This window comes from Anabaenopsis tanganyikae CS-531 (genome assembly GCF_029891675.1).
GTDB classification, from domain to species: Bacteria; Cyanobacteriota; Cyanobacteriia; order Cyanobacteriales; family Nostocaceae; genus Anabaenopsis; species Anabaenopsis arnoldii.
On record NZ_JANQDF010000033.1, the window covers coordinates 1 to 14109 of the forward strand.

The 14109-nt window shown below is 41.8% G+C and carries 12 protein-coding genes, 1 tRNA gene and 1 pseudogene; 7 read left to right on the plus strand and 7 right to left on the minus strand.

Annotation, left to right across the window (positions count from 1 at the left end):
• The coding region (locus NWP22_RS03615; protein WP_280801522.1) for a calcium-binding protein at window positions 1-981 on the plus strand (981 nt) is incomplete at its 5' end.
• A 232-nt stretch (window positions 982-1213) separates the two neighbouring features.
• Here NWP22_RS03615 and NWP22_RS03620 read toward each other — a convergent pair.
• From NWP22_RS03620 to rsfS, 4 genes are all read right to left on the minus strand, one after another.
• Window positions 1214-1290, minus strand: a tRNA-Met gene (locus tag NWP22_RS03620).
• A gap of 48 nt (window positions 1291-1338) precedes the next feature.
• Window positions 1339-2292, minus strand: coding sequence for an asparaginase (locus NWP22_RS03625; protein ID WP_280793805.1), 954 nt, complete (start codon window positions 2290-2292; stop codon window positions 1339-1341).
• Between the two features lie 83 nt (window positions 2293-2375).
• A complete protein-coding gene (locus NWP22_RS03630; RefSeq protein WP_271732175.1) occupies window positions 2376-2876 on the minus strand; it encodes a CGLD27 family protein in 501 nt (166 codons plus the stop codon).
• Between the two features lie 5 nt (window positions 2877-2881).
• Entirely contained in the window at window positions 2882-3334 is a 453-nt protein-coding gene (rsfS, locus tag NWP22_RS03635) for a ribosome silencing factor (protein WP_271732177.1), read from the minus strand.
• 226 nt (window positions 3335-3560) lie between these two features.
• Between rsfS and NWP22_RS03640 the strand changes: the two genes are divergently transcribed.
• Window positions 3561-4199: a DUF3318 domain-containing protein gene (locus NWP22_RS03640; RefSeq protein ID WP_271732178.1), complete on the plus strand. Its 639-nt coding sequence runs from the start codon at window positions 3561-3563 to the stop codon at window positions 4197-4199.
• A gap of 60 nt (window positions 4200-4259) precedes the next feature.
• Here the strand turns inward: NWP22_RS03640 and NWP22_RS03645 are convergent, their stop codons facing one another.
• Window positions 4260-5033 (minus strand): 7-carboxy-7-deazaguanine synthase QueE, encoded by a 774-nt coding sequence (locus NWP22_RS03645; RefSeq protein ID WP_271732179.1) that lies wholly within the window; start codon window positions 5031-5033, stop codon window positions 4260-4262.
• Window positions 5034-5255: 222 nt separating this feature from the next.
• Between NWP22_RS03645 and NWP22_RS03650 the strand changes: the two genes are divergently transcribed.
• A complete protein-coding gene (locus NWP22_RS03650; RefSeq protein WP_271732180.1) occupies window positions 5256-6260 on the plus strand; it encodes an anti-sigma factor antagonist in 1005 nt (334 codons plus the stop codon).
• Here NWP22_RS03650 and NWP22_RS03655 read toward each other — a convergent pair.
• Window positions 6257-7711: a helix-turn-helix domain-containing protein gene (locus NWP22_RS03655; RefSeq protein WP_280801523.1), complete on the minus strand. Its 1455-nt coding sequence runs from the start codon at window positions 7709-7711 to the stop codon at window positions 6257-6259. The two genes, NWP22_RS03650 and NWP22_RS03655, sit on opposite strands and share 4 nt — an antisense overlap.
• A gap of 201 nt (window positions 7712-7912) precedes the next feature.
• On the opposite strand from NWP22_RS03655, the gene NWP22_RS03660 reads away from it, so the two are divergent.
• The 4 genes from NWP22_RS03660 to truB all read left to right on the plus strand — a co-directional run bounded on the left by NWP22_RS03660 (window position 7913) and on the right by truB (window position 13789).
• Window positions 7913-9478 carry a DNA methyltransferase gene (locus tag NWP22_RS03660; protein WP_280801524.1) on the plus strand — a complete coding sequence of 522 codons (1566 nt, stop codon included), beginning with the start codon at window positions 7913-7915 and terminating at the stop codon, window positions 9476-9478.
• A 418-nt stretch (window positions 9479-9896) separates the two neighbouring features.
• Window positions 9897-11936 (plus strand): NAD-dependent DNA ligase LigA, encoded by a 2040-nt coding sequence (gene ligA / locus NWP22_RS03665; RefSeq protein ID WP_280801525.1) that lies wholly within the window; start codon window positions 9897-9899, stop codon window positions 11934-11936.
• A 20-nt stretch (window positions 11937-11956) separates the two neighbouring features.
• Window positions 11957-12871, plus strand: coding sequence for a DMT family transporter (locus tag NWP22_RS03670; RefSeq protein ID WP_271732184.1), 915 nt, complete (start codon window positions 11957-11959; stop codon window positions 12869-12871).
• A 21-nt stretch (window positions 12872-12892) separates the two neighbouring features.
• Window positions 12893-13789: a tRNA pseudouridine(55) synthase TruB gene (gene truB, locus NWP22_RS03675; protein ID WP_271732185.1), complete on the plus strand. Its 897-nt coding sequence runs from the start codon at window positions 12893-12895 to the stop codon at window positions 13787-13789.
• On the opposite strand, the pseudogene NWP22_RS03680 reads toward truB, so the two are convergent.
• Window positions 13776-13973 (minus strand): annotated as a pseudogene (locus NWP22_RS03680) (hypothetical protein); the annotation flags it as partial. The gene truB and the pseudogene NWP22_RS03680 overlap by 14 nt on opposite strands.
• Window positions 13974-14109: the final 136 nt, after the last annotated feature.

Below are 14109 nucleotides of genomic sequence, written 5' to 3' on the forward strand. Positions count from 1 at the left end.
AATGGTGATAATACCATCACCCTAGGAACAGAAGCCCAGCAAGCAGGTATCCTCACCGTCATTGGTGGTACAGGTAATGACATTATCAATGCTGCTACTTACACCACTGCTATTTATATTGAAGGTGGAGATGGTGCTGACACCTTAACTGGTGGTACAGGTGCTGACACCATTGACGGTGGAATTGGAAACGACACCATTACCGGTGGTGGTGGTGCTGATAGCTTAATGGGTGGAGATGGAGATAACCGATTCATATTTACCGACACCGTCCAGTTCGCTGCTGTTACCATAGCTGGTGGTGCGAATACAGACACCATTCAACTCACCAATGATGCTCAAGACCTTGCAGATGCAGCCTTTGCTAATAAAACCAGCGTAGAAATATTAACCACAGCCAATGGTAATAACAACATCACCCTAGCAGCAAACGCCCAAACAGCAGGTATCCGCACCGTCAACGGTGGAAATGGAGATGACACCATCAATGCTTCTACTTACGGTAGTAGCAATCACATTTATATTGATGGTGGAGATGGGAATGACAGCATCACCGGTGGAGATGGAAATGACACCTTAATTGGTGGAAATGGCGTTGACACCTTAACTGGTGGTGCTGGTGTTAATACTTTTGCTTTTGATGGAATTACAACTACCGCCAATAGAAATATCATCACTGATTTTACTACTGGGTCAGGTGGCGACATTCTACGCTTTGATAGTACAACCTTTCAAGTCACAGTATCTGGAACGGCTGACATTAATCCGAGTGGAGCTAATAATACTGCAGACACTATCTTCTACAATACAGCAGGTAACATTGAAACTTACAATCAAAGCAATGTCCGCCTTGGTATCGCCACTGATACAGGTGATATATTCTATGATGTTGATGGAAACTTTGCTGCTGGTAGTGTAATCATTGGTAACATCGGGGAAAATAATAGTGGACTTCTATCACAGAACATTCTCTTTGTGTAGTAAGCACTAGCTGGTAAATTGATAAACATCCCTGTTCCCCAGCAGGGCTGTTTTACTCCTTCAGTAGATGGGTGGGTTAGGCTACGCTAACACACCCCCCTATCCCAAACTAGGGGGTATCTGTGTAAAACCTCGGTGGGATTTATCCAACTTCTATCAAATGGGGAATAGGCGCGACAAAAACAAAACCCTGGAAACAATAAAGTAACCAGGGTCTTATTTATCTTTGATGTGGTGGCGGGAAGTGGATTTGAACCACTGACCTTCGGGTTATGAGCCCGACGAGCTACCAGGCTGCTCTATCCCGCGTCGCTTCTTGACCTTTACAGTATAACCATAAAGCCAGAAGTTTGTCAACTATAAAAATGATAATTCTCCAATGACTTCTAAACGCTTGTATTTACCCAAAATCATAAACTGCTCACTCAGACTTTGGGCGGCGCTGGGACTAATCCAACCCATTTGTTGCAGTAGGTGAATAGCCACGGCATATTTAGCGCGTTTTGCCCCATCCATGACCTTAATAGTTAGCCCCATACCTTCCCCCAGCCTGCCGATACATTGCACTCCTTCGGCACCTGACTTACTGATGAGTTCGCCGGGGGCTAAACCCATGAGTTCGGTGTCAAATTCCCCTACACCGGCTACCATGGCGGGGTGATGAGTCATAGCCCGGACAATGCGCTCCATATCGACATTGCTACTAGAAGCCAACAGAGCATATAAGGAGGCCATTTGACTGATTTGCATTAAATAGGTGGGAGCGCCGCAGTCATCATGGGCGCTGAGGAACTCCTCGGCCGGCATACGTAGCAGTTCGGCGACTTTGCCTAAAACCAGCTGCTGTACGGGGTGCTTACGTTCTAAGTAGTTGTGTAAAGGCCAATGGCGTTGTTGACAAACAGCTAACATCCCGGCGTGTTTACCGGAGCAGTTATATTCTAGGGGGCTATTTTTACCTTCAGGTTGGGGACATTGGAGAGATTGGGGGTCAAGGTCAGCGCGCCAGAGAACATTAAAGACTTGTCTGACCTGTTGGATGGTTCCCTTGTGGGAACTGGTAATTATAGCCAAATCCCGATCGCTCAGATTATAGCGTTCTAGGGTGCCTGTAGTAGTAACTGCCAGTGCTTGAAAAGGTTTGAGTGCGGAGCGGACAAAGGCCGTAGTTTCAGAGTTACCAGCCACAGACAGCACCCGTCCCCGGTCATCGCAGACAACAGCCTGGACTATATGGCGAGATTCGACAATTCCTTCCCGTAGGAGACGGACTTCCAGAGGTATGGCTTGAGTGCGTTTTCCCATTGTCATGGGTGAAAATTTATTACCTTTTGTGATGATTTAGATGATTTAATTGTTAGTCATTGGTAACTTACCAATGACCAGATGAGGATTTATGAGAATTGCCAAACTATAGTACCAATAGCAAACATTCCCGCCAAGACAGCGGCAGTAAATGTTAACCGCTGGAGAATAGGCTTAATTTCGTAGGAGACAATTAAGCGATCGCGCATAATTACCTCTTGGGGCTTAGTCCAAGTTTGGCCATCATACCACCCCGACTCTTCATAAAACACAGTGGGATTATAGAGGCGATCGCGAATATAAAGCCAGCCCAAGAACAACCGAACCAGCACCAAAATCACCCCCACACTAGCACCTGCGGAACCACAGAGGAGAAAATGGGCCAGATGTTTATGTGGGGGGAAACTAGCCGCGGCCACTGGACCTGCCACCAACCAAGACAAACTCCAAATCCCCACCAGCCTTGTGATATAATCGCGCCTATTCAAGATACAATCACAAAATAGCCAAGATGTTTTTAACTGTTCATATTCATTGAGCGGTTGTTGCTCGATAGGAACTGGACAATAAGAAACCGAAGGCCTAATCATGTTAGCTAACCCCCACCCTGTTGAGAACTTGTCAGAGAAACGTGTTCTGCATGACCCCAGAATGCTTCTAAATTATAAAATTCCCTCTCTGTAGGCATCATGACATGAACAATCACCTCACCGTAATCGAGCAGCACCCAACTAGCATCAACCTTACCCTCACTGTGGAGAGGTAGCCTTTGCCAATCAGCCTTTACCTGAGCCTCAATAGCATTGGCGATCGCCCTGACCTGTACGCGAGAATAACCGGTCATGATCACAAAGTAATCAGCCAGATAAGAGACATCTGCCACCCTAAGAACTAAGATATCACCCGCCTTACGTTCCTCAGCAGCAGCGGCGATAGTCGCCGCCAAATCTTCACTCACCTCTTTGGTTTCAGCCTTAAGTCCCCGGATTGCACTTTTGATCTGGGAAACGGACTGTAATGGTAAATTTCCTTGGAAATAATCAGACATTAAACCTCAGGTGTTTTGTCCATTGTGTTACAATTCTACCCAATCACCGACCTACTTGCCAACAAACTGCCTGGCAAGTGTGATGTGTTGGTTTTTTTGCATCCTAACAAAAAAACGGGGTTTCTGGTTTAAAATGCACATTAACAGAGCTAACCAGTGATCAGGCCAATCATCACTGAAATAGCTATACTCCAAAGTATACTGAATTTTTCTAGGGCTGGATTTTATGACATCCTACGCAACCTCCTTTGCTAGAGCAGAAATGGGCGAACTGCGGCGCTTAAAAGGCTTACTACCGCCGGAATTACAAAGCTGGGTGACAGTTGAAGGAACAACCGAAGTTAACCCACCCCTAATCCGCTGTGAAGAAATTAGTAAAGACCAAGTAGAAATTCAAATTGACTTGGTGAAATGGGATGCTCTAGCAATGGATCAGCGCAATCTATTGTTTTGGCACGAAGTAGCGCGGATTCAAAATGATACAATTCCTAAAGATGGTTGGGAAATGGCAGCATTAGCCATTGGGTTAGGCGGTGCCGTGGGTGAATTGTGGGTACAGGATGGATTATTGCTAGTATTAGCCCTAGCCCTATGTGGAGTTTCCGGGTGGCGATTATATCAAAAAAATAATGGCGAAAAGCAAATCAGAGAATTAATTGCTGCGGACGAAAAAGCGATCGCCCTAGCGACCCGTTTTGGTTATAGCTTACCCAACGCCTACAAGAGCCTAGGAAGCGCCTTAAAAACCATGATTGACACAACACCTAGTAAACGCCAACGGACTCGCTACGAAAACCGACTATCTGCCCTCAAACGCAGTGCAAATAAAGCCAAAGCCAAATCTAGAAGCAGCGACGAAGGCTGACCGTAAAAACAGGGGGGCGGCAAACTCCCCCGAAAAATTACCAAAAAATAGACGTGTAACTTACAATTGATTTAACATCTTGTGGGTTTGAGGTACAACCCTAACCTGGGGTACCAAAGGTTTAATCATAGCTTGCCATAATAAAACCTGTTGGGGAGTAGGTGCTAAGACACCCCCCAAAGGTGTCACTGGTTGTAAAAATATGGGAATATCTGGACTCACACCCGCCACCAATTCCGCCGAACGTTGCAACTCCGCCGGGTCTGTATTCTCAGAAATAATTATCTTGACAAAAACCTCAACTTGTGCATCAAAGCATAATTGTAAAAAGTTTGTATGTTCTAGCCAATAGGTTTCACCGCTGACACTAGGCAGTTTTAAATCCATACCCACAGAGTCCAGATAGGGCAAAATCATAGCCAGCTGTTCTGGGCGATGTCCTCCAGACTCCAAATATATAGGCAATTGGGTAAGGGATCGCACCGGGGGCAAAAATTCCTTTAAAAAGGCTGCATGAAGCAGGGGTTCGCCGCCAGTAAGGCTAATGCTATCGTGGAGAAAAGGTAAATTTTGCCGTTCCACCCATGCCATTAAAGTGGTGAGAGGGACAGGGTTAGAGTGAAATTCAAAGTCGCGCAATCCAGGCGATCGCTCTATGCGACAATTAACCGGTGCATTCCAAGTATGAACGCTATCGCAGAAGTGACAGCGCAAGTCACATAAAGCAAAGCGAATAAAAAGTTGACGGGTCCCAACATGAAATCCTTCCCCTTGAATAGCAGAAAAGACCTCCATCAGGCGTGCTGTAGATTTTACCGTAGTTTTAGCAGTCATGGGATATGAGTAACGCGATCGCGCTGCGTCGGCACAAAAGCGGGTATGTTTTCTTTACTTCTTGTTCTATTGTGAATCGTCGCGGGCAATATCGGCTCTAATCTTCATCAACTAACTTCTGAATCCTTCAGTCCACAGATATCAGACAAAGTTAGGTAACCTGCTAGGACAAAACAATTTTTCCCGGCCGAAATTTAGATAGAAACGAAAGTGCGGAGCCTCATGACTACCCAACTCACACAGGAAGACTTTTTAGTAACTTCCTTCCAGGAAACTGTAATAGTGCAGATACCAGCCCGGTTAAGCGTACTTGAGGCGGTTAGCTTTAAACAGACCTGTGAGGATTTAATTCAAGGAGACACCCCTCCCAAAGAGATTATTATTGATTTTGAGCAAACTACTTTTATGGATAGTAGTGGCTTAGGAGCCTTAGTCAGTAACTTCAAACAGACCCGTGTAAAAGGGATTAGTTTAACCTTGCGGAATATTACCCCCCAGGTAATGGCCGTACTCAACCTCACAGGGCTAGATCAAGTCTTTCCCATAGAGTCTAGCAGGGAAATTACAGAAGCCGAAAACCTCACACCTAACCAGCGCCTGGAACAATTACCACAGACTCATCCCTCAATAGCATCTTGGATGAAAAGATTTATAGATATTATCGGCGCAACAGTGGGTTTAGTAATTACAGGAATTTTATTTATACCCATAGTCCTAGCAATTAAACTCGATGACCCCGGACCCATCTTCTTTAGTCAAGTCCGCTGCGGTTGGATGGGAAAACAGTTTAAAATTTGGAAATTTCGCTCCATGTGCGTAGATGCAGAGGCGAAAAAATCCCAAGTTAAGAACGAAGTTGAGGGAGCATTTTTTAAGAACGAGAACGACCCCAGAATTACAAAAGTAGGTAAGTTCTTACGGCGTACCAGCCTAGATGAACTACCGCAATTTTGGAATGTCCTCCGGGGAGATATGAGCTTAGTAGGTACTAGACCACCCACACCCGACGAAGTAGAACGCTACGAAGTGCCAGAATGGCAGCGTTTAGATGTCCGACCCGGTATGACGGGAGAATGGCAAGTTAATGGAAGGTCTAAGGTACGCAGTTTTGAGGATGTGATTCGCCTAGATTTGCAGTATCAAAAAAATTGGAGCTTACTATATGATTTTAACTTAATTCTCAAAACCATCGCCATTTTATTTAATAAAAACAGTGGCGCAGCTTAAGTAACTTTACTTAGTTTAGTAGTCATATCCCCGACTTCTTCCAGAAGTCGGGGATCTAAGATATATTGCTGTAAATAACCCAGAAACACTGAATCTAAACTAAACATGACTGTATCCGCTGCTATGTTTTTAATCAGATAACGCTGAGATAATGATTGTAAGCCATTGATTAACTCTGTAGATGACAGTGATAAATTTTTCCGTAAATATTCCCTAGATACAGGTTGTTGAGATTTACTCATTCCTAAGACTATTTTCTGTTCTATAGGTGATAATCTCTGGAATAACTCAGTTAAATAAATATTCATATCTTGAGTAATTACTAGGTTATTTTCCCCTAAAAACTCCCTCACACTACCAGCAAATAAATTGCTGATTAAACCAGCAATATCGCCCAGATAAATAAAATTACCGTTATAAAGTTTGATTAGTTGTATTAATTCCTGTTCCGAATGGGATGTTAAACCCATACTTTGGAGAAAGTCTATATTATATAAACACGACAATTCCCAACACTTACTTACAGATGAACTGGGGAATAATTCCTGATTTCTACAACGAATATCTGGAGGTTGTTCTTGACTAATTAGAATTATAGTGCTTTGATGCGCTAATTCTGTGAACATCTGAAATAACCCTTGATAATCTTGATATTGAGGTTGATATTTCCCCGCAAATTCCCCGGGAGTAAATAGGGTTTGGACATCATCAAAGACAATTAAGCACTTTTGTTCGCGACATAACTGGGAAAATTGGTAGAGCAGAGATTTATCTAGTAAATTAGGCGTGATAGTTCCCGAATATTCTGTAATGACTTGATGTGATAACTCATTCACGGAAGATGGATATATTTTAAGATTTCTCCAGATAATTAATTCAAATTTCTGTAAGTTGATATCAATAAACCTTTTAACTAAGGTGGTTTTCCCAGTTCCCCTTTGTCCCAATATGGCTATTAAGGGAATATGATGATTTAATGTCCAGTCTTGTAATAATTCTAGCTCTTGTTCTCTTCCGTAGAACTGGGTAACTTTTGGCGCTAGCTTTAAATCATAATAAGTTTTTATAGATTTTTCAGTGTTATCAGGTTGATTCGGTGGTTGATTTTGGGGATGAAGGGGTTTTTCATAATTAGAATACCAAGTAATATTATTATTTCCATAATTAAGAATTTGTTGAGAACAATTAGAAGAATCTCTTACTCGTTCTAAAGTCCAACAGAAATTAGATTTATTAATATTTTCTCCCAAGTGTTGAGATAAGATTTTAAATAACTTGCGACTTTCATCACCAATATAACCCTCATCATAATCATAGGTTTCTGCAATTTGTTTATAAGTTCTCCCTTTAAACACCTCTTCAATAATCTTTTTTTGTAAATCATCTAAATGCTGTTCTGTTTCAGTAAAGACTAAATTATCTACAAATTGTAAAATTTCCGTAACATTCATAAAACTTAGAGTCAGTAGCACCTGTAGGAATTATAACTTAATTCCCCAGGATATAATCAGGTTTTTTCAGGTATTTAGTTAATATTTTTTAATATAACGTCAGATAATATCAGGTATTTTCTACTATAGCAAAAAACGATTTAAGTATAAAAAGGGTTAATCAGGGTTAAACCAAGCAAAGCAGCATACCACAGAAACATCATGGTTAATCAACTTTATTATGGAGATAATTTAGAAGTTTTAAGACGCTATATAAAAGATGAGTCTGTTGATTTGTGTTATATTGACCCGCCTTTTAATTCTAAACGCAATTACAATCAAATTTACAATAATATTGGCTCAGAAGATAAAGCCCAAGCTCAAGCATTTATAGATACATGGGAATGGGACGACCACGCCATACATGGAATAGAGGAAATTATTACTAATTACCATGGTTTATTTACTCAGCAATGTATTGATTTAATTATCGGGTTAGAAAATGTTTTAGGGAAGGGTAGTTTACTTGCTTATTTAGTGAGTATGACTTTAAGAATCACGGAGATTCACCGAGTTTTAAAACCTACGGGTAGTTTTTACCTACACTGCGATCCTAATGCGAGTCATTATTTAAAGTTAGTATTAGATGCTGTTTTTTGTTCTCAGGGTGGTGATTTTAGAAATGAAATTATTTGGCATTATCGCAGATGGACAAACGTTCAAAGTCAATTCCAAAAAATGCATGATACTATATTATTTTATTCCAAATCTAATAACCATACATTCAACTTAACAGAAGTTGAGATGAGCGATTCCCAGCAAATAAAAGTTAAAAGGGGTTGGGATAGTAATGTAATTCATTCAGACAAGGGGAAATACTCTCAACTAATTGTATATAATCAAGACAAATATGATGCTGCGGTTAGACAAGGTAAATTAAAACCTGAAAAATATAAGAATATTATTTTTAGACAGAAACCTTTGGTTGCTTCACCAGATGTTATTATTTTACCAATCATTAATTCTCAGTCCAGAGAACGTTTAGGTTATCCTACGCAAAAACCAGAAGCACTACTAGAAAGAATCATCAAAGCGAGTTCTAACGACAATGATATCATACTAGATGCCTATTGTGGATGTGGGACAACAGTAGCAGTCAGCCAAAGATTAGAACGCCAATGGATAGGGATTGATATCACCTATCAAAGTATTAGCTTAATCTTAAAAAGATTAGAAGATAGTTTTGGGAAGGGAGTATTAGAAACCATAAATCTCCATGGTATACCCAAAGATAGAGAAAGCGCGATCGCATTAGCCAACAAAACAGACGATCGCACCCGCAAAGAATTTGAGAAATGGGCAATTTTAACTTACACTAACAACAGAGCAGTAATTAACAATAAAAAAGGTGCTGATAAAGGTGTAGATGGGATTGTTTATTTCCAAGGTAATGATCAAACTGAGAAAATGATTTTTCAAGTCAAATCAGGGAAAGTAAAATCAGGAGATATCCGAGATTTACTGGGAACAATGACCCTACAAAATGCTAGTATTGCCATATTGATAACTCTAGAACCTCCCACTAGTCAGATGCTTAAGACTGCAAAAGAGGCGGGATTTTACCAAAATAAATACATGAGCCATAGTTGTGATAAAATCCAGATTGTGACGGTGGCGGATATTCTGGAGAAAAAAGAAAGGTTAAATATCCGGTTAAGTTATGAAGTGCTCAGAAGTGCGGAGAAGCAGAAGGAAGTTAAAGTAAGTCAAACGGAGTTGGATTTATAAGAGGATGTTGGAAAATTTATGATTAGTGTATCAAATATTGTTTGACCCCACCCTAACCCTCCCCTCTTGATGGGAGGGACTTGATTTAAGGGATTAAATGGGGTAAAGATGTGATGAAAATTACGGCTGAAAACTTATGCAATAACCTCTAAAATATTGATAAAATGGAAACAGTCCTAAAATTATTTCATGGTTTATGACTGTAAAATCACCCAGCCAAGAAGATAAATTACAGCCAAGCACGGATACAAACAACATTAAAGAAAAAGTTCTCTGTGTTCACTGTCATCGGACTGCCACCAATGGCATAAAATGTAAAGGTCTATGTGTAGCTGACAGCGACTATTAAACCTGAGCAACCCGAGTCACCTGGAAGAATACCCTAATCATCCTATATAGTGGATATTTCTACAGTCCCATGACAGAGATTAACTCGGAACTAAAACATATAGAAGAACTACGCCAGTTGTTGCAACAGGCTAGTTATGCTTATTATGTCCTAGATGCGCCCATGATGGAGGATGCTGTCTATGACCAACTATATAGAGAATTGTATGAACTAGAAACTAACTATCCTGAATTACTGACCCCAGACAGTCCCACCCAGCGCGTGGGTGAGAAACCAGCGACACATTTTACTTCTGTACGTCATCACATTCCTCTCTACAGTTTAGAGAATGCTTTTAATATTGAGGAATTGCAAAGATGGGATAAACGCTGGCGACGACAAGCACCTCATATAATAGATGGGGTAGAATACGTTACAGAATTAAAAATTGATGGTTCAGCTTTGGCTTTAACCTATGAAAATGGGGTTTTAGTTAGGGGTGTAACTCGTGGTGATGGGGTAGTGGGTGAAGACATTACCCAAAACGTGCGGACAATTCGTTCAATTCCCTTAAAGTTACATTTTGCTGGGTCTAAAAGTTTCAACCGGGTGGAAGTCCGGGGGGAGGCGTTTTTACCTTTGGAGGTATTTCAACAAATTAACGCCGAGAGGGAAAAATCAGGAGAGAGTTTATTTGCTAACCCCCGCAACGCTGCATCTGGTACACTCAGACAATTAGACTCCCGCATTGTCGCCCAGCGACGGTTAGATTTTTTTGCTTATACCTTGCACATTTCCGGGATGGATGATGCAAGTATTGCTAATACCCAATGGGAAGCTTTAGAGTTATTGGCAACTATGGGTTTTCCTGTGAATCCCAATCATAAACTCTGTGGTTCTATGACTGAGGTAGCAGCATATTACCAATATTGGGACACAGAACGCCTATCTTTACCTTACATGACTGATGGGGTAGTAGTCAAGTTAAATTCTTTTAAGTTACAAGAACACCTAGGTTTTACCCAGAAGTTCCCCCGATGGGCTATTGCTTTAAAATATCCAGCAGAAGAAGCGCCGACTAGGGTAGAAAATATTTCTGTGAATGTGGGACGCACGGGGGCGTTAACGCCTTTGGCTGAAATGCGCCCTGTAGAATTAGCTGGGACTACGGTTTCCCGCGCTACTTTACATAATAGCGATCGCATTATGCAGTTAGATATCCGCATTGGAGATACTGTGATTGTGCGTAAAGCTGGGGAAATCATCCCGGAGGTGGTGCGGGTACTCCCAGAACTGCGTCCAGATGATGCTCAACCTTTTATTATGCCCACCCATTGCCCAGTTTGTGGTCAACCGGTGGTTAGAGAATTGGGTGAAGCGGTGACCCGCTGTGTTAATGCTTCCTGTCCCGCTATTCTCAAAGGGGGAATTGAACATTGGGTAAGTCGGGATGCTTTGGATATTAAAGGTCTGGGGGAAAAGTCAGTTTATCAACTTGTGGATAGGGGTTTGGTGGGTTCTGTCGCTGATTTATATGACTTGACAGAAAGTGATGTATGTGCATTAGAAAGAATGGGGAAAAAATCAGCAGAGAAATTAATCAAGGCGATCGCCCAATCAAAAAATCAACCCTGGTCTAGGGTACTATATGGTTTAGGTATCCGTCACGTGGGTAATGTCAATGCCCAATTATTAACTCAGAAGTACCCCACCGTAGAAAAGTTAGCCACAGCTAAACAATCGGAGATTGCTGGTATTTATGGTATTGGTGCGGAAATTGCCCAATCTGTATATCAATGGTTCAGGATTGATGCTAATCAATTGTTAATTACCCGGTTGCAATCCGCAGGGCTACAACTAGCTACCAGGGAAGAAACAAAAACAGTGACTCAGGTTAGTTCCCAATTAGCTGGTAAAATCTTAGTAATTACGGGGACATTACCAACTTTAACACGAGATAAGGCTAAAGAGTTAATTCAAGCAGCCGGGGGTAAGATAACTAATTCAGTCAGCAAAAAAACTGATTATCTGCTTGTGGGTGAAGATGCGGGTTCTAAGTTAGCAAAAGCAGAAGCTTTAGGAATTCCTCAGTTGACTGAATCCCAGTTGTTAGAGATATTACAAACTTGACACTCCCCAGCAGTTAACTTATGCATCAAAGTTCCGGTCGTTGGCGTTTAGGTTTAGGATTATCGTTATTAACAGTCTGGTTATGGGGAATCTTACCGATCGCCCTGACTATAAGTTTACGAGTTCTGGATGTCTATACTATTATATGGTTTCGCTTTTTGTTGTCCTTTGTAGTCCTAGCTGTACTGTTAGGATTGGGGGGTAAATTACCCGATTGGCAAAAATTGCGCTCTAGTTCAGGGGTATTATTAGCGATCGCCACCCTATTTTTAGGATTTAACTACCTGTTATTTATGCAAGGGTTAGCCTTCACCTCTGCGGGTAACGCTGAGGTTTTGATTCAATTAGCGCCACTATTATTAAGTTTAGGTGGTTTGGTAATTTTCCGAGAGCGTTATACAGTGCATCAATGGATAGGGGTGAGTATCCTCACTGCTGGATATATGATATTTTTCCATGAGCAACTGAGTTTAATTACAGTCCAGGGAACATATATCCTTGGTAGTGGTTTAATAGTTCTAGGATCTGCAGCATGGGCTATTTACGCCCTATGCCAAAAACAACTATTAAACTCCCTGTCCTCTGCTCAAATCATGGTGATTATATATGGGGGATGTGCTGTACTATTCACCCCCTTTGCTCAACCCGGAAAAATTGTCACCTTGAGCAGTTCCCAATTATTAGTTTTACTGTTTTGTGGTTTAAATACCCTCATCGCCTATGGTGCTTTTGCGGAATCATTACAACATTGGCCAGCATCAAGAGTTAGTGCAGTGTTAGCTATTGCCCCGATTATTACCTTAATTGCCGTTGCCACCCTATCAACAGTTTACCCTACTCTGATGCCCACAGAACATTTAACTGTAATTGGCATATTAGGCGCACTGTTAGTCGTAACTGGTTCAGTGGCGATCGCCCTAGGCAAAGGCAATTAGATTAAGGATTAATTATAATATATGAGCTTACAAAATTTGCCCCTAGAAGGGTTTCTGAATTTAAATAAACCCTATGACTGGACATCTCACGACTGCGTAGCGCGGGTACGCAAACTTCTGCGACTCAAACGTGTGGGACACGCGGGGACATTAGACCCAGCTGCGACGGGTGTTTTACCTATCGCTCTGGGTAAAGCTACCAGATTATTACAATATCTCCCAGAAAATAAAGCCTACACAGCGACCATTCGCTTAGGTGTGCAGACCACAACGGATGATTTACAGGGTGAAATCATTAGCTGTGAACCTTGTCCAGGGTTGACATTGACTCAAGTTACCACGGCATTGGCACAATTTCAAGGTAAAATTGAGCAAATCCCCCCAATTTATAGCGCCATCCAAGTTGATGGTAAACGCCTTTATGACTTAGCGCGCCAAGGTCAAACCGTGGAAGTACCTAAACGGACAGTAGAAATTTTTCACACAGAAATTTTAGATTGGCGATGGGGAGATTTTCCCGAATTGGATGTAGCGATCGCCTGTGGTAGTGGTACATATATTAGAGCCATTGCTCGTGACTTAGGCGCTATCCTAGGAACTGGTGGGACTCTTGCCGGTTTAGTACGTACTGCCAGTAGCGGTTTTAACCTGCCACATAGCCTCAGTTTCAGTGACCTAGAAACACAACTACAAACAGGGACATTTCAACCCATCTCCCCAGATGTACCTTTAGAACATTTGCCATCAGTGACATTACCCAATATACCGGCTGTAAGATGGTGTCAGGGGCAAAAAATCACCCTAAATGGGGACTTTGCCGGCATAGCCAGAGTGTACAATCAAGACACCTGCTTTCTCGGTATAGGGAAACTAGAAGATAGCCTGTTAGTACCGACCACAGTAGTCAATCCCAAGTAGCCGCATCTTTTAATACAGCCGGAATTTCACCCTGGGATAGGGGAAACTCTAACAAAGTTTCCTTGTAACCCAAATATCCAGACTCAGCAAAAGATAACAGCATTCGGCACAGAGCTAACCATACTTCTGGTTCATATTCCCAGTCACGATCACGGGAAGCTCGACCCGCAATTGAACGTAAAGAGTTTGTGAAATTATAGACAAATCTACAAAGTCACTTTACCAGGGGTAAACCTGATTGGAGTTACTCCTAACCCCTCTATCCCGTCTGCAAAAGCGTTCAGGACTGCTTTTCTTAATATGTTGTACGCCCCATTTAA